This window comes from Streptomyces sp. NPDC050997, assembly GCF_040660135.1.
Classification (GTDB): domain Bacteria; phylum Actinomycetota; class Actinomycetes; order Streptomycetales; family Streptomycetaceae; genus Streptomyces.
The window spans coordinates 270363-294809 of the sequence record NZ_JBFAGK010000006.1; the positions used below are offsets into that span (position 1 = coordinate 270363).

General features: G+C 70.8%; 24 protein-coding genes. 17 read left to right on the forward strand and 7 right to left on the reverse strand.

From position 1 onward, the window contains the following. The first annotated feature begins 12 nt into the window (after positions 1-12). Genes AB0H86_RS16435 through AB0H86_RS16455 form a run of 5 tightly spaced genes read left to right on the forward strand, consistent with a single transcriptional unit; the run spans position 13 to position 3450 of the window. Entirely contained in the window at positions 13-573 is a 561-nt protein-coding gene (locus AB0H86_RS16435) for a redoxin domain-containing protein (RefSeq protein ID WP_362437927.1), read from the forward strand. Then, entirely contained in the window at positions 570-2402 is a 1833-nt protein-coding gene (locus AB0H86_RS16440) for an ABC transporter ATP-binding protein (protein WP_362437930.1), read from the forward strand. Before AB0H86_RS16435 ends, AB0H86_RS16440 begins: the two co-directional genes overlap by 4 nt. Next, the gene (locus AB0H86_RS16445) at positions 2399-2875 is read left to right on the forward strand and encodes a S26 family signal peptidase (RefSeq protein ID WP_362437933.1); all 477 of its coding nucleotides are present in this window, start codon (positions 2399-2401) and stop codon (positions 2873-2875) included. Before AB0H86_RS16440 ends, AB0H86_RS16445 begins: the two co-directional genes overlap by 4 nt. A gap of 42 nt (positions 2876-2917) precedes the next feature. Continuing rightward, positions 2918-3199: a type II toxin-antitoxin system prevent-host-death family antitoxin gene (locus tag AB0H86_RS16450; protein WP_362437936.1), complete on the forward strand. Its 282-nt coding sequence runs from the start codon at positions 2918-2920 to the stop codon at positions 3197-3199. Further along, complete coding sequence (locus AB0H86_RS16455) at positions 3196-3450, forward strand: Txe/YoeB family addiction module toxin (RefSeq protein ID WP_362437939.1); 255 nt, start codon at positions 3196-3198, stop codon at positions 3448-3450. The genes AB0H86_RS16450 and AB0H86_RS16455 overlap by 4 nt, the downstream gene beginning before the upstream one ends. Here the strand turns inward: AB0H86_RS16455 and AB0H86_RS16460 are convergent. Next, positions 3447-4463 carry an AraC family transcriptional regulator gene (locus AB0H86_RS16460; RefSeq protein WP_362437942.1) on the reverse strand — a complete coding sequence of 339 codons (1017 nt, stop codon included), beginning with the start codon at positions 4461-4463 and terminating at the stop codon, positions 3447-3449. The two genes, AB0H86_RS16455 and AB0H86_RS16460, sit on opposite strands and share 4 nt — an antisense overlap. Before the next feature lie 229 nt (positions 4464-4692). Between AB0H86_RS16460 and AB0H86_RS16465 the strand changes: the two genes are divergently transcribed. Then, the gene (locus AB0H86_RS16465) at positions 4693-5589 is read left to right on the forward strand and encodes a dioxygenase (protein ID WP_362437945.1); all 897 of its coding nucleotides are present in this window, start codon (positions 4693-4695) and stop codon (positions 5587-5589) included. Further along, positions 5586-6659, forward strand: a complete 1074-nt coding sequence (locus tag AB0H86_RS16470) for a maleylacetate reductase (protein ID WP_362437948.1) — start codon at positions 5586-5588, stop codon at positions 6657-6659. Before AB0H86_RS16465 ends, AB0H86_RS16470 begins: the two co-directional genes overlap by 4 nt. Before the next feature lie 14 nt (positions 6660-6673). On the opposite strand, the gene AB0H86_RS16475 is transcribed toward AB0H86_RS16470, so the two are convergent. Then, positions 6674-7444: a DUF4232 domain-containing protein gene (locus tag AB0H86_RS16475; RefSeq protein ID WP_362437951.1), complete on the reverse strand. Its 771-nt coding sequence runs from the start codon at positions 7442-7444 to the stop codon at positions 6674-6676. Between the two features lie 423 nt (positions 7445-7867). On the opposite strand from AB0H86_RS16475, the gene AB0H86_RS16480 reads away from it, so the two are divergent. The 5 genes from AB0H86_RS16480 to AB0H86_RS16500 all read left to right on the forward strand — a co-directional run bounded on the left by AB0H86_RS16480 (position 7868) and on the right by AB0H86_RS16500 (position 13059). After that, positions 7868-8620, forward strand: a complete 753-nt coding sequence (locus AB0H86_RS16480) for a GntR family transcriptional regulator (protein ID WP_362437954.1) — start codon at positions 7868-7870, stop codon at positions 8618-8620. A 388-nt stretch (positions 8621-9008) separates the two neighbouring features. Continuing rightward, positions 9009-9200 (forward strand): SPOR domain-containing protein, encoded by a 192-nt coding sequence (locus AB0H86_RS16485; protein ID WP_362437957.1) that lies wholly within the window; start codon positions 9009-9011, stop codon positions 9198-9200. Positions 9201-9244: 44 nt separating this feature from the next. Further along, positions 9245-9655, forward strand: a complete 411-nt coding sequence (locus tag AB0H86_RS16490) for a (deoxy)nucleoside triphosphate pyrophosphohydrolase (protein ID WP_362437960.1) — start codon at positions 9245-9247, stop codon at positions 9653-9655. 119 nt (positions 9656-9774) lie between these two features. Further along, entirely contained in the window at positions 9775-10182 is a 408-nt protein-coding gene (locus AB0H86_RS16495; protein WP_362438553.1) for an ATP-binding protein, read from the forward strand. 252 nt (positions 10183-10434) lie between these two features. Beyond that, complete coding sequence (locus AB0H86_RS16500; protein ID WP_362437963.1) at positions 10435-13059, forward strand: SpoIIE family protein phosphatase; 2625 nt, start codon at positions 10435-10437, stop codon at positions 13057-13059. Between the two features lie 71 nt (positions 13060-13130). On the opposite strand, the gene AB0H86_RS16505 is transcribed toward AB0H86_RS16500, so the two are convergent. Continuing rightward, positions 13131-14648, reverse strand: coding sequence for a hypothetical protein (locus tag AB0H86_RS16505; RefSeq protein ID WP_362438556.1), 1518 nt, complete (start codon positions 14646-14648; stop codon positions 13131-13133). A gap of 196 nt (positions 14649-14844) precedes the next feature. Between AB0H86_RS16505 and AB0H86_RS16510 the strand changes: the two genes are divergently transcribed. Both AB0H86_RS16510 and AB0H86_RS16515 read left to right on the forward strand, forming a co-directional pair. Next, positions 14845-16116 carry a glycosyl hydrolase family 18 protein gene (locus AB0H86_RS16510; RefSeq protein ID WP_362437965.1) on the forward strand — a complete coding sequence of 424 codons (1272 nt, stop codon included), beginning with the start codon at positions 14845-14847 and terminating at the stop codon, positions 16114-16116. A gap of 107 nt (positions 16117-16223) precedes the next feature. Beyond that, entirely contained in the window at positions 16224-17177 is a 954-nt protein-coding gene (locus AB0H86_RS16515) for a class I SAM-dependent methyltransferase (RefSeq protein ID WP_362437968.1), read from the forward strand. Here the strand turns inward: AB0H86_RS16515 and AB0H86_RS16520 are convergent. The 4 genes from AB0H86_RS16520 to AB0H86_RS16535 all read right to left on the reverse strand — a co-directional run bounded on the left by AB0H86_RS16520 (position 17169) and on the right by AB0H86_RS16535 (position 21163). Further along, complete coding sequence (locus tag AB0H86_RS16520; protein WP_362437971.1) at positions 17169-17945, reverse strand: succinate dehydrogenase/fumarate reductase iron-sulfur subunit; 777 nt, start codon at positions 17943-17945, stop codon at positions 17169-17171. The two genes, AB0H86_RS16515 and AB0H86_RS16520, sit on opposite strands and share 9 nt — an antisense overlap. Next, complete coding sequence (locus AB0H86_RS16525) at positions 17942-19885, reverse strand: fumarate reductase/succinate dehydrogenase flavoprotein subunit (RefSeq protein WP_362437974.1); 1944 nt, start codon at positions 19883-19885, stop codon at positions 17942-17944. Before AB0H86_RS16525 ends, AB0H86_RS16520 begins: the two co-directional genes overlap by 4 nt. Before the next feature lie 17 nt (positions 19886-19902). Then, complete coding sequence (locus tag AB0H86_RS16530; RefSeq protein ID WP_362437977.1) at positions 19903-20742, reverse strand: hypothetical protein; 840 nt, start codon at positions 20740-20742, stop codon at positions 19903-19905. A gap of 130 nt (positions 20743-20872) precedes the next feature. Continuing rightward, on the reverse strand, positions 20873-21163 hold the full coding sequence (locus AB0H86_RS16535; protein ID WP_362437980.1) for a hypothetical protein: 291 nt from the start codon (positions 21161-21163) through the stop codon (positions 20873-20875). Positions 21164-21452: 289 nt separating this feature from the next. On the opposite strand from AB0H86_RS16535, the gene AB0H86_RS16540 reads away from it, so the two are divergent. From AB0H86_RS16540 to AB0H86_RS16550, 3 genes are all read left to right on the forward strand, one after another. After that, a complete protein-coding gene (locus AB0H86_RS16540; RefSeq protein ID WP_362437983.1) occupies positions 21453-23606 on the forward strand; it encodes an ABC transporter family substrate-binding protein in 2154 nt (717 codons plus the stop codon). A 130-nt stretch (positions 23607-23736) separates the two neighbouring features. Next, positions 23737-24087, forward strand: coding sequence for a type II toxin-antitoxin system RelE/ParE family toxin (locus AB0H86_RS16545; protein WP_362437986.1), 351 nt, complete (start codon positions 23737-23739; stop codon positions 24085-24087). Beyond that, positions 24084-24389 (forward strand): helix-turn-helix transcriptional regulator, encoded by a 306-nt coding sequence (locus AB0H86_RS16550; RefSeq protein WP_362437989.1) that lies wholly within the window; start codon positions 24084-24086, stop codon positions 24387-24389. Before AB0H86_RS16545 ends, AB0H86_RS16550 begins: the two co-directional genes overlap by 4 nt. Positions 24390-24447 lie beyond the last annotated feature (58 nt).

The window sequence follows — 24447 nt, forward strand, 5'->3', positions numbered from 1 at the left end:
GACGATCACACAGTGAGCTACGCCATCACCGGCCTCGCCCTTCTCGCCGCGGTCACCCTCGTCAACGCCCTCCTCACCTTCGCGGTCAGCAAACGCTGGCGCGCCATGATGGCCGCCCCCGCCCCCGCCCCGGCTGCCGCGGCCCCGGGCCCTCCAGCCCTCGCCGTACACGAAGGTGACCACACCCCCGCGTTCACCCTGCACACCCCCCGAGGCGAGGTCAGCGAAGCCACCCTGGCCGGGCACCCCGCCCTCATCTGTTTCCTCCGCCCCGAATGCGGGCCCACCAGGGAAAGCCTCCCCGAGATCCAACGGTGGGCCGAGGCGAACACCCCGTCAGGCGCGTATCTCGTCGCCGTCATCAACGGGCAGCCCCCCGAAACCGGCCCCCTGCTCGAAGCCGTCGGCCCGCTCACCGAACTCACCGCCACCGAACCCCCGAACGGTCCCGTCGCCGACGCCTTCGGTGTACGCCACCACCCCTCCTTCGTCCTCCTCGACGCCGACGGGACCATCACCGGGACGGGCATCGGCCAAGGTTCCCTGCCGGCGCCCAACCTCCTCACCGCATGAGCGGGCAGTCCACCTCGCGCACGGCCGAATTCCTGCGGGGCCTCACCGCCGTACTCGCCCTCACACTGCGATCCTGCCCCGGGGCCCTCGCCGTCCGCGTCGCCACCGTCGTCATCGCGGGTACCGCCCCCGTAGCCGCCTCTTGGCTGCTCAAGTACGTGGTCGACAGCCTCACCGCGGATGAATTCCGCGCCTCGGACCTCAACTGGGCCGCGGCCGGCATCGGCCTGCTCACGGTCCTCCTCGCTGCCGCCTCAGCCATCTCCTCCTACGCTGACGGCCGCATCCGCCGCGCCACCTCCACCCGGGCCCAGAGCGACCTGCTCACGGCTGTCAACCGGCTCAGCGGACTGTCCAAGCTCGAACAGCCCGCCTTCCACGACCGCGTCCAACTCGCCATCCAAAGCGCGCAGGGGGCCGAGCGACTGGTCAGTGCGGCACTCCAGGGCGCCCAGGGAGTCCTCACCCTGGCGGGCTTCCTGGGAAGTCTCCTGCTCATCAGCCCCACCCTGGCCGCCATCCTCGTCGTCGCGGCCGTCCCGGCCCTCTTCGCCCATCTGGCCAACAGCCGGCATCGCGCGGACATGTTCTGGCGCACCAGCAACCTCGCCCGCCGCCAGATCTTCTACCGAGGGCTCCTCACCGACACTCAAGCGGCGAAGGAGATCCGCCTCTACGGCCTCGGCGGCTACTTCGCGCAGCGACTGCGGACCGATCTCGACAGCATCAACCGGCAGGAGGAACGCCTCGACCGCCGCCTCGTCACCCACGAGACGGCCCTCGCCGCCCTCGGAGCCGGCGTCTCCACCGGCGCACTCGTCTGGGGCGTGCACCAGGCCGTCACTCACGCCCTCACCGCCGGTGACGTGTCCCTCCTCGTCGCCGCCCTCGCCGGCATGCAGACGGCACTCATCGGCCTGGTGGGGTGCATCGCCCAAAGCCACCAGACGGCCCTGCTGTTCAGCCACTACCTGCATGTCACCCAGGTCCGGGACGACCTCCCCGCCCCGGCCGCCCCGATCGCCCCACCGCCCCTGAGCCATGGCCTCGAACTCCGGGACGTCTGGTTCCGCTACACCGACGACGGACCGTGGGTCCTGCGCGGAGTCAGCCTGACCATCCCGCACGGCACCAGCCTGGCCATCGTCGGTCTCAACGGGGCCGGCAAGAGCACCCTGGTCAAACTGCTGTGCCGCCTCTACGACCCGCAGCGGGGCAGCATCCACTGGGACGGCATCGACCTCAAGGACTTCCCCGCGGACCAGCTGCGCCGGCGAGTCAGCGTTGTCTTCCAGGACCCGATGGAGTACGACCTCACCGCCGGGGAGAACATCGGCCTCGGTGACCTCGGCTCACTCCACGACCACGGGCGCATCCACGCGGCCGCCGCCGACGCGGACATCCACACCGCCCTCGCCCGCCTCCCCCAGGGGTACGACACCATGCTCAGCCGGATGTTCTTCCCCGACGACACCGAAGACTCCAGCTCTGGCGTCCAGCTGTCGGGCGGCCAGTGGCAGCGCCTCGCGCTCGCCCGGGCCCTGATGCGTTCCGAACGGGATCTCATGATCCTCGACGAACCCAGCACCGGCCTCGACGCGGTCGCCGAACGCCACGTCCACGACCGGCTCACCGCACTCCGCCAGGGCGCGACGAGCATCCTCGTCTCCCACCGCCTCAACACCGTCCGCGCCGCGGACGCCATCGTCGTCATCGCCGACGGAACCGTGCAGGAGGCAGGCACCCACGAACAGCTCATGACCGCCCACGGCACCTATGCCGAGCTCTTCACCACGCAAGCCGCGGGCTACGAGGAGACCGTCCGGTGACCGCCGCGGCCCTGGTGCTCCTCGCCCTCGCGGCACTTCTCGCCCTCGCCGCGGCCCTGTTGCTGGCGCGAGGGCGGCTGGTGGCCGTGACCGTCCGCGGACACAGCATGTCGCCGACCCTCAAGCCCGGCGACCGGCTCCTCATGCTCCGCGGCAGACGCCGTGCCGCCACAGGTCGGGTGGCCGTCGTCGTCGCACCCCACCCCGAGCACGGCTGGCACACCTCCACGGGCACCACGCCCGACTCGTGGTACGTCAAACGCATCGTCGCCGTCGCCGGAGAGCCCGTACCGCACTGGGCCGCCCGATGCCCCGGCACCCACGTGCCCCCGGGCATGCTCGTCCTCCTGGGCGAGAAGCCGGGCTCGATGGACTCCAAACAGTGGGGCTACTGCCCCGAGGACAAACTCATCGGAACGGTCCTGCTCCGCCTGCGGGCCGCTGCGGCTTCTGGTCGTCCGGCCCGACAGTGAGTGGTACGTTATTCGGTACCGCTTGACCTAGGGAGTCAGCCCATGTCCATAACTGCGAGCGAAGCCCGCAAGGCTCTCTTTCCGCTGATCAAGAAGGTCAACGACGATCACGAGGCCATCGAGATCGTCTCCAAGCACGGCAACGCCGTGCTCGTCTCGGCCGAGGACTACGCGGCGCTGCGCGAGGGCTCGTATCTCCTGCGCTCGCCTGCGAACGCGCGGCGACTGCTCAAGGCGTACGAGAACGCCCTGGGGAACGTCAACGTGTCGGAGCGCGAGCTGATCGATCCGGATGCGGCGGATCCTGCGGCGGGTTCCTTGTGAGGCTCGTTTTCGAGGATCAGGGCTGGGAGGACTACACGTCCTGGCTCAGGAACGATCGCAAGATGCTCGTTCGGATCAACAAGCTCATCGAGGACGTCAAGCGTGACCCCTTCACGGGGATCGGTAAGCCCGAGCCGCTCAAGTACCACTTGCCCGGGGTGTGGTCGAGGCGGATCGACGACGAGCACCGCCTTGTTTATCTCGTCACGGACAAGGAGATCGTGATCCTCGCGGCCCGCTATCGCTACTAGTACGCGGTGGCCCTCGGCCCGTGGGCGGCAGGTCCGGCGCCGCCCGACCTGGCCAGGGTCTCGGAGGGCGTGGTACCGAAGCGTCGGCGATAGGCGGCGGAGAACCGGCTCAGGTGGGTGAAGCCCCACCGGCCGGCCGATTCGGTGACCCCCGTGGCGCCTGTCAGGAGTTCGGCGTGGACACGGTCCAGACGGACGTTGCGCAGATACGTCATCGGGGTCACGCCGAGGTGCTCCCTGAAGCCTTCCTGGAGGCGTCGGGCGCTGACGCCGGCCGCCTGGGCCAGGTCGCCGAGGGTGCGGGGCGTCTCGGGGCGGGCGTTGATCAGGTCGACGGCCTTGCGTACCGTCCGCGGGTAGGCGGGAGGCTGCGGACGCAGCAGCTCCTCCGTGTAGTTGTGCGGTTGGGCCAGCAGCAGCCCGCACACGAGGAGGCGCTCGAAGTGCTGCTGGACCGCGTGGCGGCCGATGAGCCCGCCGGTGCTGTCGGACTCGGCCAGCACCAGGTCGAGAGTGTTGCGCCAACTGCGGCCGGGCGCTGACGTCAGATCGAAGCCGAACGCGAATTCCAGCGGAGCCTGCAGCGGGCGGCCCAGGAGGGCCTGGAGTTCGGCCTCGACAAGGCTCCGGTCGATCTTGATCCCCAGATGCCTCGCGCCGTGGCCGCAGCTCAGCAGCCGGTGCTGCTGGGTCGGTGTGAAGACCATGGCGTCGCCGGCCGTGGCCACCATCTCCTGGCGTCCGGTGGCTGCCTCGATCGAGCCGCGCAGGACGACGTTGACGTGGTAGTGCGACGGCGTCCGCCCGGGGTCGACGCGCGTGCGCTGGCCGAATGTCATCAGGCCGATGGTGATGTGCTCCGTGCGGGTACCCCGAAGTTCGCCGCCTGGGCCCTCAGGGCCCGACAGCGGAGTGACGTCCGCCGGATAGAACAGGTCGTTGAGGCGTTCGCGGAAATCCTCGAAGCCTGAATCGCGGCACAGCACGTGGCTCGCCAAGAGTGAGCGGCCCATGCGCCATTGTTATCCGCGCCTCGCCCGCTCAACAAGGGGTGAATCGCCACACGGGCGGTGGACTTGAGCTCTGGTGAGCCCCCCGACCGCACCCCCGGCCCGCCACCCCCGGACAGGCCGTTCGCAAATCGTCGCGCGATTCGGCTGCCGGTCGCGCTCCGCGGATATCGCCCCCGGCCGCGGCTCCATAGGCTTTCCTCGGAACGCCCGCCACCACTGGAGGTATGTCATGCCCGGCACCGACGAAGCGGCGAAGGCCATCACCGCCGCGGCCGTCGACAGCTTCCGCGACACCCCGGACCCCCGGTTGCGCGAACTGCTCCAAGGGCTCGTCCGCCATCTGCACGGCTACGTCCATGAGCTGCGCCCCACGATTCAGGAGTGGGAGTACACCGTGGATTTCCTCACCGCCGTCGGGCAGAAATGCGACCCCACCCGTCAGGAATTCATTCTGCTCTCCGACGTGCTGGGTGTCTCCATGCTGGTCGAGACGGTGAATGAGGAGGGCGGCGGCACCGAGAGCACGGTCCTGGGGCCGTTCCACGTGGTCGAGTCCCCGAAGCGCGAGATCGGGGACAGCGTCGATCTCATGGGCACCGGAACACCCTGCGTCGTGTCGCTCCGCGTCACGTCGGTGGACGGGAGCCCGCTGGCCGGCGTGAGCGTCGACGTCTGGCAGTGCAGCGCGGACGGCTTCTACGACGTGCAGCAGCCCGACGTCCAGCCGCCGGGCAACGGACGCGGACTCTTCCGTACCGACGACGAAGGCCGTCTGTGGTTCCGCACGGTCGTGCCGAGCCACTACCCCATTCCGACCGACGGACCGGTGGGACGGCTGCTCGACGCCACCGAGCGGCACCCGTACCGCCCGGCCCACATCCACTTCATCGTCGAGGCCGACGGCCACCGACCGCTGACCACGCACATCTTCGTCGCCGACAGCCCGTACCAGGACTCGGACGCCGTCTTCGCCGTCAAGGAGAGCCTGGTCGTCGACTTCGCACAGGTCGACGACGAGGACAAGGCCCGCGAGTACCAGGTCACCGCTCCGTTCGGCATGGCCGAGTTCGACATCATCGTCGAGCCGGAGACGATCGAGCCCGAGACGAACAAGGACGCCCGATGAACCCCCTGCTCGACTTCGGCTACCAGGCGCTGCCGATGCGTGTGGTGATGGGCCCCCGCGCCCTCGACCGGCTCGCCGAGGAGATCGACCGCGCCGGCCTCAAGCGGGTCATGGTGCTGTGCTCGCCCGGCCGGCGTGAGCTCGCCGAGACCGTCGCCGGCCTCATCGGCGCTCGTGTGGCGGACATTCACGCCCACGCCCGTATGCACGTGCCCGCCGAGTCGGCGGCCGAGGCCCGCAGGCGCGCGGCGGAGGTGAACGCGGACGGCTGTGTCGCCGTCGGCGGCGGTTCGGCGATCGGCCTCGGGAAGATCGTCGCCCTGCGGTACGGCCTGCCGATCATCGCCGTACCGACGACGTACGCCGGGTCGGAGATGACGCCGGTGTGGGGTCTGACGGAGAACGGCGTCAAGCGCACCGGCCGGGATCCACGCGTCCTGCCGGTCTCGGTGCTGTACGACCCCGCGCTCACCGTGGCCCTGCCGACGGCGGTCTCCGTGACCAGCGGCATGAACGCGATCGCGCACGCGGTCGAGGCCCTGTACGCGCCCGACGCCTCCCCGATCATCGACCTGATGGCCGAGGAAGGAGTGCGGGCACTGGCCGCCGCACTCCCGGACGTCGTCGCCGACGGAGCCGACCTCGACGCGCGTGCCCGGGCCCAGTACGGCGCCTGGCTGTGCGGCGCCTGCCTCGGGGCCACCACCATGTCCCTGCACCACAAGCTCTGCCACGCCCTCGGCGGCACCCTCGACCTGCCGCACGCCCAGACCCACACCGTGGTACTCCCGCACGCCCTCGCCTACAACCAGGACATGGCGCCCAAGGCGGTTTCCGCGCTCGGCCGCGCCCTCGGCACCCCCGCCGACCCGGCCACGTATCTGTGGGACCTCGCCGGCCGACTCGGCGCCCCGCGGTCCCTGCGGGAACTCGGCATGGCCGAGAGCGACATCGACCGGATCGTCCAGGTCGCGCTGGCCAACCCCTACGCCAACCCCCGTGAGGTGACCGCGGACGGCATCAGCCGCCTCCTGCGCGCCGCCTGGTCCGGACAGCCCCCGACCTCCTGAGAACTGAGTGGGTGTCAGCTGGTGAAGGGGACGGCGTCGGCGGAGGCGGCGTGCCAGTTGGTGGTGATGGGCTTGTCGACGACGGTGTCGGAGATCTTGAGGCTGATGGCGCCGTCCTCGTCGCCGGCGACGGAGAGGATGAGCTGGCCGTATTCCACGCCGGAGTCGGCGTTGGTGCTCTTGGGGCTGATGCCGGCGTAGGCGGCGGTGGAGCCGGAGAGCTTGAGAGTGTCGCTGACGGCCTGCTCGACGTTGGAGGCATGGGATTCGACGGCGGAGCCGAAGGCGACCGAGGGGGCGACGCCCTCCAGATAGCAGGTGATGCCGGACTTGGCCTTGGCGGTGACGAGAAGGTAGCCGCCCGCCTGGCTCTGCTCGCTGGCCGTGAAGGTCAGGTCGTTGGTGCCGCAGGTCTGTCCGTAGCCGTCCTTCTTGGCGTCGTCGGTGTCAGCGGCCTTGTCGGACGAGCTGCCGGAGCCGGAACCGGAGCCGGAGCTGCCCGAGCCGCTGGAGCCGGAGCCGCCCGTGGCGGAACTGCCGCCCCCGCTGCTGCCGGAGCCGGCGTCGGCGGAGGGGGAGGAGTCGGCGGAGGTGGAGGAGCTCGCGGAGGCGGAGGAGCTCGCGGTGCTTCCGGCGTCCGTGGTGTCGTCGGCGGAGCAAGCGGTGGTGGCGGCGAGGGCCGCCGTGGCCGCGGCGGCCAGGACGAGACGGACGGAACGGGTGGCAAGGTGCGAGCGCATCAAGGTCTCCATCAACTGCTGGTTGCGGCGGTGTCCTGCTGACATCTCCGAAACTAGGCGCCGTAGTTCATGAAGTGATCATGCGTATGTTCGGATTCTGTATCACCAACTCGGTTCCATGAGCTGGCGGTTGGGGGACGACATCGTGCGGCCGTACGCCGGCACCGGACGTCGCCTCCCGCTTCGAGCCCATGTCGCGGCCGAGTTTCTGGAACGCAAGCTCTGGGGCTCGCCACCACCCCGTCGTCGTACGACGGAGACGGCGGCGGTGAGGGTGACGGCGAGGGTGACGGAGGAGGCGATTCCGAACTCGATGTGTGACGGCGGCGACAGCGGGGAGAAAGTGCCTGCGTAAACCCCCTCACGGGAACATGTCATCACATCGAGTGATTCTCTGGCCTTTGCTTGCATGGGCCAACCTACGGTTGCCACGCTGTTGCTGTCTGTACAACCTGATGGGAGCGGCCAGTGACATTCGGTGAGCAGCCGGCGTATCTGCGCGTCGCGGGTGATCTCCGCCAGAAGATCGTCGACGGTTCGCTGCCACCGCACACCCGCCTCCCGTCCCAGGCCAGAATCCGCGAGGAGTACGGCGTCTCGGACACCGTCGCGCTCGAAGCGCGCAAGGTGCTGATGGCCGAGGGGCTGGTCGAGGGCCGCTCCGGCTCCGGGACCTATGTGCGCGAGCGGCTCGTTCCCCGCAGTATCGCCCGCTCCGGATATCGTCCGGCCGGCGGCGCCACCCCCTTCCGGCAGGAGCAGGCCGACGGCGAGGCACACGGCACCTGGGAGTCCAGCAGCGAGCAGGCCGAGGCGAGCGCTGCGGTCGTCGAGCGGCTCGCCCTCGCGCCCGGCGACCGCGTGATGCGCACGAAGTACGTCTTCCGGGAGGCCGGCGAGGCGATGATGCTCTCCACCTCCTGGGAGCCCCTCGCCGTCACCGGCCGCACCCCCGTGATGCTGCCCGAGGAGGGGCCCCTGGGCGGTATGGGTGTGGTCGAGCGCATGGCGGCCATCGATGTCGTCGTGGACAACGTCACCGAGGAGGTCGGCGCCCGCCCGGGCCTCGCGGAGGAACTGCTCGCCCTCGGCGGTGTCCCCGGCCATGTCGTCCTGGTCGTCCAGCGCACGTACTACGCCTCGGGCCGCCCGGTGGAGACGGCCGACCTGGTCATCCCCGCCGACCGCTACCAGGTCGCGTACCACCTGCCGGTGAAGTAGCGCGCTTCGAAGCCGAGCGTGCCCTGGAAGGCGGCCTGAAGTGAAGTGGAGCACGTTTCCCGAGGAACGGCGCACGCCCTCCTGGCAGTTGCCTCGGGCGAACCCTCAACCGAAGCGGCTGCGCGGGGCGTTGGTATCCAGCCGTTCTCGCAGGTCGGCGCGGGCGCGTCGACTGTGCCGCTGACCGGAGGCAGTGGGAGGGACCAGGGGCGCGCACGACGAAGTGCGCCCCATGGGCTGCCGGTCCGTCATGGCTGGTTGCGTACCTCTTTGTGAAAAGCCGTGTTCGCTGCGTAAAGGTTGGGCGTAGGGTCGGGCATATGCGGATTGCGGTTTCCTTTTCGGGTGGGGCGCGGCGCAGGCCGCGGACGGGAAGTGGAGGGGCGCGATGAACGACGGCACGATCACTCTTCCCTGGCTCGTCATACGGCAGGACGACAGCGGCAATCGCTATCGGGTGGGCAGGTACGCGACCCGGGCCGAGGCCCAGAAGATCGCGGACAGTCTCGACGGTCGCGGCCACAAACAGCTCTACTGGGTCGAGCGCATCGGCCCGAACGGAACGAGCTCGGCCGACTGATCCCGGCCCGCGCCGGCCGCCCGCGCTCCCGTAGGCTCCGGCGCATGACGGAACGGATCGTGGTGGTGGGGGCCGCCCTCCTCGACGGCGGCCGCCTCCTCGCCGCGCGTCGCAGCGCGCCTCCCGAACTGGCCGGACGCTGGGAGCTGCCCGGCGGCAAGGTGGAGCGGGGAGAGACGCCCGAGGCGGCCCTCGTACGCGAACTGGGCGAGGAGCTCGGCATCGCCGCCGCGCCACTCGAGCGGGTGCCGGGGGAGTGGCCCCTGAAGGCGCCGTACGTCCTCCAGGTGTGGACCGCCCGACTGCTCCCCGGCTCCGGTGGGCCCCAACCCCTCCAGGACCATGACGAACTGCGCTGGCTGACCCCCGGCGAGTTGTGGGACGTGGACTGGCTGGAGCAGGATGTGCCCGCCGTGCACGCGACGGTCACACTGCTCGACAGTGGCGCACGCTGATCACTCGTACGCCGTTCGTGCCACAGTGCGCCGCCGAGTGCGGTACTGCCCTCTGGATATCGGGTATGTGCCCATTAACCCCATGAAACCGGACATGGGTGAGCTGGCCGCCCCGGGGAGTGATCGGCGTGATCGACACCGAAGGCGACTGCGCCGAGTGGACCTTCCCGGCGGAACCGGACGCCGTGCGAGCGGCCCGCGCCGCCGTCCGCGGCCTGCTGAGCGAGTGGGGCCTCGACAGCCTCGCCGACCTGGCCGCCCTGCTCGTCAGCGAACTGGTCACCAACTCCCTGCGGTACGCCACCGGCCCCATCGGGGTACGGCTGGTGCGGCCCGCCCACCTCGGCGGTGTCCTGCTGGTGGAGGTCTCCGACCCGCTCCCGGACCCGCCCCGCCGGCGGATCGCCCGCCCCGACGACGAGGGCGGCCGCGGCCTGCAACTGGTCGCCCGCTCCTCGCGCCGCTGGGGCACCCGGCCCGGCGAGGCGGGCAAGACGGTGTGGTTCGAACTCGCCGTACCGGGGTGATCCGGGGGTGTACGTCCCTGCCCGCGCTGTCCATCGACTGGTTCAGGCCGGCGGCGGTTGTCGAACGGAGTGATTCGACGAGGTGTCCGCTGGTTAGAAGACTGTTGGTGTTGGCACGGTCCGGACCGAAAACCATCGGGACCGTGCTGTGATCGTGAACACCGTGTTGTGCGGCGCCGTAGTGCTGGATACTGCGGGCAGCCGCTGCCGGTGACCGGTGCCGGGCGCGGTGAGCTGGAGGGGACGGTTCGCGTGAGCGAGATACCAGCGAAGGCCACGGAGTCCGAGGACCCGTCGAATCGCGCGGGTGGCGGGGCTGCGGCCGACGCTGTGGCGGAGACCGCGCTGGGCGAGGTGCCGCCCGGTGACGCCATGTGGCAGAGCAGTCCGCCCGGCTCGATCTACGACTACATCAAGGTCGCCTCGTTCTCCATCGGCCCCGACGGGCTGGTCGACCAGTGGAGCCTGCGCGCCGAGCAGCTCTTCGGCATCCCGGCCGGGCGGGCCGTCGGAATGGATCCCATCGCGGCGTTCATCGACCCCGATCTCCGTGAGCGGGGCCAGCGCAAGATGGCGGAGATCCTCGACGGCCGGGAGTGGACCGGAGTGGTCCCCTTCCGGGCGCCGGACACGGCCGACGGGGAGCCCGGGCGGCAGGGCCTCGCCGAGGTCTACGTCATGCCGACGCGCACCGAGGACGGTGAGAAGGCCGCCGTCTGCATCGTCGTGGACGTGCGCACGCTGCGCAGCATCGAGACCGACCTCGCCGCCTCGCAGTCGATATTCGGCCAATCTCCTTTCGGTTTCCTGCTCATCGACACCGACCTGCGGGTACGCCGCGCCAACCTGCAGTTCGCCAACACCTTCGGCGGCAGCCCCGACGACCACCGCGGTCTCGGTGTCCACGACTATCTCCAGCGCCCCGAGGCCGAGCGGGTCGCCGCGACCCTGCGCCGGGTGCTGGAAACCGGCAACTCCATCACGGACATGCACGTCACGGGCTTCGTGCCGGGCTCCGACGAGCGCCGCCACTGGTCCATCAACCTCTACCGCGTACACAGCGGCTCCGGCCGTCCCATCGGCATCGCGTGGCTCGGACTCGACATCACCTCCCGCCGCGCCGCCGCCCGTGAGGCCGCCTCCGCCCGGCGGAATCTCGCCCTTCTGAACGAGGCCGGCGCCCGCATAGGGAACTCCCTCGACCTGGAGACCACGGCCCGCGAGCTCCTCGACGTCGTCGTCCCCGGCTTCTGCGACCTCGCCACCGTCGACCTGTACCAAGGGCTGCTGGCCGGCGACGAGACCCCGCCCGGCCTCGCCGACGGCAGCGCCGCACTGCGCCGGGTCGCCTTCGCCAGCGCCGTCTCCGACGCACCCTTCGCCGGCTCCGGCGAGCCCGTCGGGGTCGGCGCGGTCCACCACTTCCCCTTCAACTCGCTCTGCGCGGACGCCCTGCGCACGGCCAAGCCGCAGTACATCCCCGCCGAGGAGGGCGGCCTCGTCCAGTCCACGCTCGCCGTGCCGATGGTCGCCCATGACACCGTCGTAGGCCTGGCGCAGTTCTCGCGGACGAAGGGCAGCGAACCGTTCGGTGACCGGGACCGGGAACTGGCGGTGGAGCTGGCGGCCCGCGCGGCCGTCTGTATCGACAACGCGCGCCTGTACCGGCGCGAGCACGAGCGGGCGTTGATGCTGCAGCGGTCGTTGCTGCCTCCCGGCGACCCGGTCGCCTCCGGCCTCGACATCGCCTGCCGCTATCTGCCAGGCAACTCCTCCTCCGACCGGCCGAGCGAGGTGGGCGGCGACTGGTTCGACGTCATCGAACTGCCGGGCCACCGTACGGCGTTGGTGGTGGGCGACGTGATGGGCCGCGGGCTGCGGGCGGCGGTCGCGATGGGCGAACTCCGGTCCGCCGTCCGGACCCTGGCCCTGCTGGACCTGGAACCGGCCGAGGTGCTCTCCGCGTTGGACGAGATCGCGCGCGGTCTCGGGGCGCCGGGCGGTGTCCAGCAGGCCACCCGCGCCGCCCGCCGCCCCCGCGAGGCCGACCTGTCCGAGGTGTACCTCGCGACCTGCGTCTACGCGGTCTACGACTCGGTGACCCGCCGGATCACCTTCGCCAACGCGGGCCATCTGCCTCCCGTGCTGGTCGAGCCCGGCGAGCCGGCCCTGATGCTCGACGTGCCGCCGGGCATGCCGCTCGGCGTCGGCGGCGAGCCCTTCGAGGAGGTCGACGTCGACCTCCCCGAAGGTGCTCTTCTCGCGCTCTACACGGATGGACTGGTCGAAAGCCGCGACCATCCCCTCGACGAGGGTCTCCAGGCGTTCGTCGGCGCGCTCACCGACCCCTCCAGCCCCCTGGAGGACGTCTGCGACCACGTCCTCAACACCCTCGACACCCACCACGGCGAGGACGACATCGCCCTGCTCATGGCCCGCGTCCAGGGCCTGCCCGCCGACTCGGTCGGCGACTGGACCCTGCCGCGCGAGCCGCGCAGTGTGGGCAAGGCCCGTGAGTACGCCCGCAACCAGTTGATCCGCTGGGACATGGAACCCCTGGTCGACACGACGGAGTTGCTGGTCAGCGAGCTCGTGACCAACGCCCTGCGGTACGGCGAGGGCGAGATCAGAGTGCGCCTCCTGCTGGACCGCACCCTGGTCTGCGAGGTCTGGGACTCCGGCCTGGTGCAGCCGCGCCGCCGCCGGGCCCGCGACACCGACGAGGGGGGCCGCGGACTCCAACTCGTCGGCCTCCTCAGCGCGGCCTGGGGCTCCCGGCGTACGCCCCGCGGCAAGACGGTGTGGTTCGAACTCCCGCTGCCGGACGGGGAGCACGCACTGGCGGACCCGGCGGAGGCGCTGCTCAGCCTGTTCTGAGTTCAGGGAATGTGCTGAGTTCAGGGAAGGCGCTGAGCCAGGGAAGGCGCTGAGCCGGGGCCTGTCTCGGCCTACGTCCCCAGCAGCGCGCGCCTCCTCCGGGTCCGTGGGCCGCCGAAGCTCGGGGGTGTGCCGCCGTCGGGGGCCCCGCTCAGGAGGATCCCGCCGAGGACGGCTCCGGCGACCCCGCTCGCGTGCTCGGCCGCGCCGGCGACCGGATTGCCGTGCATCCGCACGTCCTGCTCGGCGAGCTCACGGGCCTGACGGGCCAGGCCGTCGGCCCCGAGGTGATCCGCGGGCTCGGTGGGCTCGAGGGCGAGCGCCCGCCGCGCCTCCGCCAGCCGGAGCCGGGCCGCACCGCCCACGGCACCCCGGTGCGTCCCGACGAAACCGTCCGCCGCGGCGACCGAGCTCCGGGCGACCAGCAGCCCGGCTGCCGACAGCACCCCGGCCCGCCCCGCCGCGAGCGGCTCGGTCGCCGCCACGATCCGTCGCAGGGCGTCTAGCGGGTCGTACGGCCCGCCGGTCACCTCTTCCCGTACGGCGGCCAGGACGACGTCGGCATGCCGGACGCGGGCGGACGACTCGCCCGGGGGCAGACCCGGTGGCTGTCCGGCCACGGGCGTGACCGCGCCGGCCCTCGGCCGCCTCCGCACCTCCGCGAGCGCCGCCTCCGCACCGCTCAGCGCGGCCGGTACCAGGGCCCCGGCCGTACTCAGCTCGTCGGTGAGCCGGTCGACAGCGGTGACGAGGACGGCGGCCTGGGCCACGGCGCCCTCGGCGGCACGCAGATGGTGGGCCAGGCGCCCGGGATCGGCCGAATCGGCCGCCTGACGGGCCTGGTTGAGGCGGGTGGTGGCGAACACCAGGCGGTCCTTGGCCTGTTCGACGTACCCGGTGACCGGGGCGGTGGCGGAGGGCGGGTACCGCTCGGCGAGGTCCCTGAGGGTGGCCTCCGTGGTCGCGATGCGCGCCGCGAGCTCCCGGAACCGGGTCTCCGCGACCGCCAGGGCCTGTCCGGGCCCCCCTTCCAGCGCGCGGAGTCCGTCGAATCCGGCCGCCTCCGTGTCCAGCCGCCGCCCGGCCTCCTGGCAGCGGCCCACGATCCCCGCGAGCACATGCCGCCGTGAGGCCTCGTCCGCCGGGACGCCGTCGTCGTACCGCCGCCGTATCCGGAAGGCGGCGGACAGTTCCGTCTCCGCGTCCCCCACGGCCCGAGCGAAGGGGGCGACGGCCTCGGCCCCGAACCGGGCTTCGGCGAAGCCGAGTTCCTCGCGGCTGGTGCGGACCCAGTCGTCGGCCTCGGTGAGCAGGGCCCAGGACTGCTGGTCCAGGTCGGTGAGTGGGGGGCCGGGGGGCGCGGTGTGAGAGCCGCCGCTGTCACCGCGGACGCCGGGGGTCGTACGGGTGCGGGCTCGTCGGGTCCGTCGTATGTACCCGTACCCGGCCAGCGCGCTCACCGCGCCCAGCGCCACCAACGGCATGATCAGGTCCGTGGCCGAGGTGTCCTCGTCCTCCGGCGCGGCGGCCTTGTCGGCCGCTGGGGCGCGGGCGCTGATCGCAACCGAAACGTCTCTGTTGATCGTCATCCCCGGCAACACCAGCCACACCACCCCGGCCGCGCCACCCAGGACGGCATGCGCCACCCGCACGGATATGTGCGCGCGGGCGCTTCGCGACCGGCCCCGGATCAACGATGACGTCACGTTTCGGAGCGTATGAGCAGGAATGCGCCGGCGCGACCGGGGTGGGGTGGGCGGGGTACGCCGAGGGGGAGGGGACGCCATGATGGAACGTTCTGGGGGGACGGGGATGGACGAGGCGAAGCGGGAGTCCGACGAGGACAAGGGAGACATACCTGTGGTCGCCGACGGCGATCAGAGCACGTCGGAGACGGAGCCGGAGCCGAATCCGGAGAGGGAGCCGGAGCCGAGACCGGAGAGGGAGCCAGAGCCGAGACCGGAGACGGAGACGGAGGCGAATCCGGAGACGGAGACGGAGCCGGATCCGGAACCGAACCCGAGGTCCGGGCGCCGCCGTCCCTGGCTCCGCCGGGTCCGCCGGGTCCGCCGTACCGCCCTCGCGCTCGTGCTGATCGTCCTTCTGCCGTTACTCGGCGCCGAGATCGCCCTCCGCGTGAACTACACCGGCGACCCCGCCGACGGGACGTACACCAGGAACAAGGACGCGATCTGGCTCGGTCACGCCTGGGTCGACGGGCGGAAGAAGGACGCCGACGTCACCGCGCTGGCCCGCAGCCTGGAGAGCACCGGCATCCGGGACCTGTACGTCCACTCGGGCCCCCTGGAGCACGACGGCACGCTGCCGGAGTCGGTGTATCCCAAGGCCCGTTGGTTCATCGACGCCATGCACGGGGCGGCGCCGGGCATCCGGGTCCAGGCCTGGCTCGGTGACGTACTCGCCACCGAGAGCCCGGACGGCATGCGGCTGGAACGCCCGGCGACCCGGGCGGCCGTCGTCGCCTCCACCCGCCAGGTCCTGGCCGCCGGTTTCGACGGCGTCCACTTCGACCTGGAGCCGCTGCACTCGGACGACGACCACTACCTGACCCTCCTCGACTCCCTGCGCCGCGTCACCCGCGCCCAGGACGCGCAGCTGTCCGTCGCCGCCCACCAGATCGACCCGGTCCCCGGCTTCCACTCCTTCTGGGGCACGGTCGCCGGACACCCCAAGTGGTGGTCGCAGAAGTTCTTCGGGCAGGTCGCGCGCCGGGTCGACCAGATCGCGGTGATGTCGTACGACACCATGCAGCCGCTGGAGAGCACCTACGGCGGCTATGTCGCCCAGCAGACCTCGCTGGCCCTGGAGGTCACCCCGAAGTCCACCGACCTGCTCATGGGCCTGCCCTTCTACCACGAGAACCGGTTCGGTCACTGGAATCACGCGGAGACCGTCCAGGGCGCGGTCCGGGGCGTCCGCCTCGGCCTGTCCCGTACGGACGCCGACCGAGCGCGCTTCGGCGTCGCGCTGTACGTGGACTTCGCGGCGGAGGAGAAGGACTGGTCGGCGTACCGGGAGGGCTGGGTGCGGCCGTAGCGCGCCGGGCGATGTAAGCCTCCCGTGGCCCAGACGTCATGTGTGCTTCGTCTGGACGGGCCCTTCCGTTAGTTGTGAGCGGGCTGTGGGCGTCCTACGGTCCACGGATGCGAGCGTTTCTCACCAGCAAGGCTGCCCGGCGTGCTCTGCGTCCGGTAACCGACCTCATCGATCAGCGCATCGAGCGCCACGTCCGCCGTGCCGTCGGGAACACCCCGGCGGCCGCGACCACCTCGGCCGTCGGGAGTACCCCGGATGCCGCGTTGCGGGAGGAACTGAAGAAGCTGCGCAACCGGCAGCGCCCCCTGGAGCTCTTCTTCGACGGCACCGGGCGCGGAGCGTCGCGGTTGCCGTCCGCCACCCATCTCAACCGCACGATCGCCGAGCTGGCGCAGGTGACCGGGGACGCGGACGGCGCCGAGCGCAACGTCGCCCAGGCGTTCCGGCTGCTCATCGCCATGGAGGCACTCGGGGTCGGCCGGATCGCCGGCGGCACCATGAACATCGTCGGCAAGCTGTCCGCCGTACCGCTGCTCGACCCGCCGAACGACGAGATGCTGGAGATCGGCACCCTGTACGGGATGTTCGGCGCGTCCCTGATCCGGATGATGGAGCGGGCCGGGCGTGAGCCGAGGCTGACGATCGTGGACCCGCTCGCGGGAACGCAGTTGCAGCCCGGCGCCAGCATGGGCGACGACGCGTCCGGCACCCCGGTGAACGGAGCCGCGGTGCGCCTCAACCTGGCCCTGGCGGGCGCGGCCGGCGCCGCGACCCGCATCCAGCAGGGCTTCTCCGAGGACCCGGAGGTGCGCGTCCTGGTCTCCGACCGCACCTACGGCGTGATCATCGTGGACGGCGACCACTCCGCCGCCGGGGTCGCGGCGGACCTGGAGTGGGCCGAGCAGATCGTCGCGCCCGGCGGCATCGTCGTCCTGGACGACTTCGGACACCCCAAGTGGCCGGGTATCAAGGAGGCGTTCGAGAAGCACATGGCCACCGACACCCGGTTCACCTTCCTCGGCCAGGTAGCGCACTCGGGGTATCTGCGAGCCTCAGCCTGACGAGGGCCGACGGAGGATCTTGTTCCCGAGCCAGACGAGCGGGTCGTACTTGCGGTCGACGGCCCGTTCCTTCAGCGGGATCAGGGCGTTGTCCGTGATCTTGATGCCCTCGGGGCAGACCTCCGTGCAGCACTTGGTGATGTTGCAGTAGCCGAGGCCGTGCTCGTCCTGGGCGGTGCGTTTGCGGTCCAGGCCGGACTCGGCGGCCGCGTCCAGGGGATGCATGTCCAGCTCCGCGACCCGCATCAGGAAGCGGGGACCGGCGAACGCCGTCTTGTTCTCCTCGTGGTCACGGACCACATGGCAGGTGTCCTGGCACAGGAAGCACTCGATGCACTTGCGGAACTCCTGGGAGCGGTCCACGTCCTCCTGCATCATCCGGTACTCGCCGGGGGCGAGTTCGGCGGGCGGCACGAAGGCCGGGACCTCGCGCGCCTTCGTGTAGTTGAAGCCGACGTCGGTGACGAGATCCCGTATGACCGGAAAGGCGCGCAGGGGAGTGACGGTGATCGTCTCCTCCTGGGTGAACACCGACATCCGGGTCATGCACAGCAGGCGGGGGCGCCCGTTGATCTCGGCGGAACACGAACCGCACTTGCCCGCCTTGCAGTTCCAGCGGACGGCGAGATCGGGGGCCTGGGTCGCCTGGAGGCGGTGGATGATGTCGAGGACGACCTCGCCCTCGTTCACCGCGACCTCGAAGTCCTCCAGGCCGCCGCCCTCGATGTCCCCCCGCCACACCTTGAAGTGGGCGTCGTAGCCGCTCATTCGTACAGCTCCTCTTCGGCGAGGTACTTGACCAGCTCCTCCTTGTCGAAGAGGGCGAGCAGGTCGGCGCGGACGGGTTCGGTGGTCTCACGGGTGAGGTCGATCTGGCCGCGCGACGGGTCGGTGGCCGCGAGCCCGCCGGTCGGATCCGCGAGCCGGCACAGCAGGTTGACGCGACGCCATGCGCGGTCCATCGTCGGGTGGTCCTCGCGGGTGTGGCCGCCGCGCGACTCCGTGCGCTCCAGCGCGGCCCGGGCCACGCACTCGCTGACCAGCAGCATGTTGCGCAGGTCCAGGGCGAGATGCCAGCCGGGGTTGAACTGCCGGTGCCCCTCGACACCGGCCCGGCGGGCCCGTACCAGCAGCTCCGCCAGCTTCTCCAGCGCCTTCTCCATCTCCTCCTCGCGGCGGATGATGCCCACCAGGTCGTTCATGGTCTGCTGGAGTTCCTGGTGGAGGGTGTACGGGTTCTCCGGTGGCCGTCCGGGCTCCTCGCCCGGCACGGGACCCTCGGCGGAGAAGGGGCGCAGGGCCTCCGCCGCGGCCGTGTCGACCTGGGTCTCGTCCACGGGCGGACGGTCCGGGCCCCGGCCGGCCGCGTACTCGGCCGCGTGCAGACCCGCCCGCCGCCCGAACACCAGCAGGTCGGAGAGCGAGTTGCCGCCGAGCCGGTTCGAGCCGTGCATGCCGCCGGCCACCTCACCGGCCGCGAACAGCCCCGGTACCCCGCGGGCGGCGGCCGTGTCGGAGTCGACCGCGATGCCGCCCATCACGTAGTGACAGGTGGGCCCGACCTCCATCGGCTCCGCCGTGATGTCGACGTCCGCCAGCTCCCTGAACTGGTGGTACATGGACGGCAGCCGGCGCCGGATCACCTCGGCGGGCATCCGCGTCGACACGTCCAGGAACACACCGCCGTGCGGGGAGCTGCGGCCCGCCTTCACCTCGGAGTTGATCGCGCGGGCCACCTCGTCGCGGGGGAGCAGCTCCGGCGGACGCCGGTTGTGGTCCGGGTCCTCGTACCAGCGGTCGCCCTCCTCCTCCGACTGGGCGTACTTCTCCTTGAAGACGTCGGGGATGTAGTCGAACATGAACCGCTTGCCCTCGGAGTTGCGGAGCACCCCGCCGTCGCCGCGCACCGACTCGGTGACGAGGATGCCCTTCACCGACGGCGGCCAGACCATGCCCGTCGGGTGGAACTGCACGAACTCCATGTTCAGCAGGGGCGCGCCCGCGAGCAGCGCCAGCGCGTGGCCGTCTCCCGTGTACTCCCACGAGTTCGACGTCACCTTGAAGGACTTGCCGATGCCGCCCGTCGCGATCACCACGGCCGGGGCTTCGAGGACGAAGAAACGGCCGGACTCCCGCTCGTAGCCGAAGACGCCGCTGACGTGTGAACCGTCTTTGAGGACCCGGGTGACCGTGCACTCCTGGAACACCTTCAGCCGGGACTCGTAGTCCCCGGTCTCCCGGTAGTCCTCCTGCTGGAGCGCGACGATCTTCTGCTGGAGCGTGCGGATCAGCTCAAGGCCGGTACGGTCGCCGACATGCGCGAGGCGCGGGTACTCGTGGCCGCCGAAGTTGCGCTGCGAGATTCGCCCGTCCTTCGTACGGTCGAAGAGCGCGCCCCAGGTCTCCAGCTCCCACACCCGCTGCGGCGCCTCCCGCGCGTGCAGCTCGGCCATCCGCCACTGGTTGAGGAACTTGCCGCCGCGCATGGTGTCGCGGAAGTGGACCTGCCAGTTGTCACCGGAGTTGACGTTGCCCATCGCCGCCGCGATGCCGCCCTCGGCCATCACCGTGTGCGCCTTGCCGAACAGCGACTTGCAGATCACGGCGGTACGGGCACCCCGCTCGCGCGCCTCGATGGCGGCGCGCAGTCCCGCGCCGCCGGCGCCGACCACGACGACATCCCACTCCTGTCGGTCGACCACGGACATCAGAAGTCCTCACCCATCTAGAAGAAGCGCGGATCGTCGAAGACGCCGGACGCGACCAGGTACACGTAGAAGTCGGCGAGTGCCACGCTCACCAGCGACGCCCAGGCCAGCTGCATGTGGCGGGCGTTCAGCCTCCCCACGACCTGCCACGCCTTGTAGCGCACGGGATGTCTGGAGAAGTGCTTGAGTTTTCCGCCGACGATGTGCCGGCAGGAGTGGCAGGAGATGGTGTACGCCCAGATCAGCGCGATGTTGGCCAGGAGGACCAGGGTGCCCAGGCCCATGTGGCCCCACGCGTAGTGCTCGTCGCGGAACGCGAGCACGGTGTCGTAGCTCAGGATCCCGGCGACGGCGATCGCGGCGTAGAAGAAGTACCGGTGGATGTTCTGCAGCACCAGCGGGAAGCGGGTCTCGCCCGTGTACTTCTGGTGCGGCTCGGCCACCGCGCAGGCCGGCGGGGACGCCCAGAAACCCCGGTAATAGGCCTTGCGGTAGTAGTAGCAGGTCAGGCGGAAGCCGAGCGGGAAGATCAGGATGATGATCGCGGGGGAGATGCCCCACCAGCCGCCGAAGAGGTCGGTGTTGGGGCCGTGCCGCATCGGCTCGCAGTTCTCCGCCAGACACGGGGAGTAGAAGGGCGAGACGTACGGCGCCGCGTAGTAGTCGGCGTTCGCGAACGCCCGCCAGGTCGAGTACACGATGAACGCGAGCAGGCCCGCGGCCGTGGCGGCAGGGGCCAGCCACCAGCGGTCGGTGCGCAGGTGCGGGGCGTCGATCGCGGCGCGGGTACCGGTGTGTACGCCGCCGCGTGGTCGATGGGGGTCTTCGGTTACCGGGGGTTCCGTGCCAGTGGCCAATTCATGACTCCGGTCGGGTCGGGAGTCGGACGGTCAGGGTCTGTCCTGTGTCGTGCTGTCCTGTCCCGCCTTGCCCTGTCCGGCGGACGTGGACAGGTGGAGAGGCGGAGAGGTGGACAGGCGACAGGCCCTAGGGAGCGCGGCGGTCCCGGGCGCCGAGTCCCTCGTCGTCCGAGTCCGTCCACAGACTGTTGTCGTACGGGGTGTCGGACATCGGGACGAGTTCGGGGCGCCGGGTTTTGGCCGGCCCGGGGGAGGCGTCCCGCAGCAGCGCGACACTCTCGCGCAGGCGGTCCGCGTCGGCCCGGACGCGGCGCATCTCCAGGCCGCCGCTGCCGAGCTGCTGTTCCAGGCGTTTCACGGACCGGGACAGCTCGTCGAGACTGCGCTGGACTGACGTCAGTTCGTCGTTCACGGACATGACGTGACCTCACTTCCGTGGGCGGATGTGCCCTGGGCGGCAACGTTCATGCGCCTGCGAGTGTTGCGCGTCACACCGGTCGGTGGGAAGGGACGTGCACCGATTGGCCGAGGCGTATGGGTGCATCCCGTGGTGTGTTGCGCCGCACGGGTGGGTTTCCCGGCTGTCGTCGCCGTGTCGCTCTCCGTTGCTGAACCCTTTCCTCTTCAGTGGCCGCATAGATGTGATCAACTCCATATATACCGCCAAAAGTGATCATAACGCCCGCGGCTCCCGGAGGTACACAGAGATGTCCCACGACGGCGTCGGTCTGCGCGCGGTGATGCGCTCGGCCGCCTTCCTCACCACGGGCGCGGTCGCGGTGTCCGTGCTCACCGGCTGCAGTTCCGAGGACTCGGCGGGCAAACCCCTCGCCGGCCAGGACATCGCGCCGGCCGCCCGCGCCCAGATCGCCGAGGGCGGCACCCTCCGCTGGGCGGTGGACGCCGTACCGGAGACGCTGAACACGTACCAGACGGACGCGGACGCGGCCACCACCCGGATCGCGCAGGCCGTGCTGCCGTCGATGTACCGGATGGACGTGAACGGCCGGCCGCAGCGGAACTCCGACTACCTGGAGTCGGCGAAGGTCGTCGACACCGAGCCGAAGCAGGTCGTGCTGTACAAGCTGAACCAGCAGGCCGTCTGGAGCGACGGCCGGGAGATCGGCGCCGCCGACTTCGCCGCCCAGTGGCGTGCCCTGTCCGGCAAGGACACCGCGTACTGGACCGCCCGCAATGCCGGCTACGACCGCATCGAGAAGATCGAGCGCGGGGCGAACGACCTTGAGGTCAAGGTCACCTTCGCGAGGCCGTACGCCGACTGGCAGTCGCTGTTCTCGCCGCTGTACCCGAAGGACGTCATGGGCACCCCGGACTCCTTCAACGACGGTGCCCGGCGGAAGCTGAAGGTCACCGCCGGTCCGTTCGACCTGAAGAAGGTGGACCGCAAGGAAGGCGCGGTCACCCTCACCCGTAGCGCACGGTGGTGGGGGAGCCCCGCCAAGCTGTCCGAGATCGTGCTCCCGGCCGTACCGCGCGCCGAGCGGGCCGCGGCGCTGGCCGCCGGCAGGATCGACCTGGCCGAGATCGACCCCGCCGCGGCCGGGCGCATCACCCTCGCCGCCGGCCCCCGGGGCAAGGGCACGACCACCCCGCTCCAGGGCCCGGGCGGCAGCGAGCGGCGTGAGAAGAGCGCGAAGTACAAGCGGCAGCAGAAGGACCTCCAGGGCTACGAGGTCCGCAAGTCCCTGGAGCCCGCCTACACCCAGCTCGCCCTCAACGGTGCCGAGGGTCCGCTCGCCGACGAGCGGGTCCGCCGGGCCGTGGCCCGCGCCCTCGACCGGGGGGAACTGGCGAAGGCCGTCCTCAAGCCGCTCGGTCTGCCCGCGGTGCCCGTCGGAAGCCACCTCGCGCTCGCCGGGCAGACCGCGTACGCCGACGGCAGCGGCGCGCTCGGCGGCCAGGACACCGCGGAGGCGCAGGCACTGCTCGCCGACGCCGGATGGGTGCCCGGCGGACCGGTCAAGGAGCCGAAGAAGGGCGAGAAGGCGGCCGGGCCGGAGGGAGAGAAGACCGAGAAGACCGAAAAGACCGAGAAGGAGTCGGAGGGCGGGGACGGCGGCACGTACAGCGTCGACGGGGACAACGACGGCGGCAGCGAGGGCGGCCACGCGGACGCGGACAACAAGGCGGGGGCCGAGACGGACCGGGAGAAGGGCTCGACGCGCCTGGCCCAGGACGGCAAGCAGTACGCCAACCAGGTGAGGCAGGGCGGCGCGCCCGGCGCCTACGCCCCCAAGGGCACCGCCGCCCCCGCGGGCGCCGCGGCCGCGCCGCTGGCCAAGGACGGCAAGCCGCTCACCCTTCGCTTCGTCCTTCCCGCGGGCCCCGGCTCGGAGAGTGTGCGCACCGTCGCCGACCGCATCACCCGCATGCTGGAGAAGGTCGGCATCCGCACCGAGATCTCCAAGGTCGCGGACGAGAGCTACTTCAAGGACCACATCGCGTCCGGCCAGTACGACCTCGCCCTCTACTCCTGGCCCGCGTCCGCGTTCCCCGCCACCGACGCGCGTCCCATCTTCGCCAAGCCGGTGCCGGCCGCCGACGGCTCCCTGAACGTCGAGCAGAACTACACCCGCGTCGGCACCGACCAGGTCGACCAGCTCTTCGACCAGGCCGCCGGCACGCTGGACCAGGACGAGAGCCGGAGCCTGCTCCGCAAGGCGGACTCCCGTATCTGGGCGGCCGCCGGTTCCATCCCCCTCTACCAGCGCCCGCAGCTGACGGCCGCCCGCAAGAGCGTCGCCAACGCCGGCGCCTTCGGCTTCCAGACCCCGGTCTACGAGGACATGGGGTTCCTCAAGAAGGGTGCGAAGGCATCGGTGAGCCCGTCGAAGAAGTAGGGTCCCGCAGGTTCACAAAGGCTGCGGCCGCTGCCCCGCGATGACGTGGGGCAGCGGCCGGACGCACGATCGAGTGAACGCAGGATCGGTCACCTGCGGGCGTGCCACCTGCGGGCATAGCGTTGATGCTATGACATGGGGTACCGTCGAACTGGAGCCGGAGGTTGCGGAGTGGCTGGCCGGACTGGACGACAAACGCTGGGCGCAGGCGCTCATGCACCTTGACCTGCTGGAGCAGCGGGGAGTCCATCTCAGTGAGCCGTACACGCGCCAGCTCGACGGCAAACTCAGGGAACTGCGCTTCTACTGCGGCGCCGAACGAGTGAGGATCACGTACTGGACGGCGACGGGGCGTCGCATCATCATGCTCACCGTGTTCGCCAAGACGAGGATGCGCGAGTTCGCCGAGGTGGAGCGGGCGCGCCAAGCCATGAAGCGGTGCAAGGCCGAAGGCCACACCGCGGACGAGGAGGAGCTGTGACGGACAGCGGGCGAACCAGCCTCGCCGACGCCCGTCGGGCCCGGCCCATCACTCCCGAGATCGAGGAGGAGTACGCGGCCGCCCGCCTGCGCTTCGCCCTCGGTGAGGCGGTGCGCGGGCGGCGGCTGGACCTCTCACTGTCGCAGCGTGAACTCGGCCGCCGGGCCGGCATGACCCAGTCGGCCGTGGCGCGCCTTGAGGCCGGCGGCACCGTACCGACGATCCCCGTCCTCGACCGCCTTGCCCGAGCCCTGGGACTCGAACTGAGAGTGGAGCTGGCACCGCAGGTCAAGAGCGCCTGAACCGGGCTGGGAACCCCTGTGGGGGCCGCTTCCGTTGGCGCCCCGTACCATGGGGTGA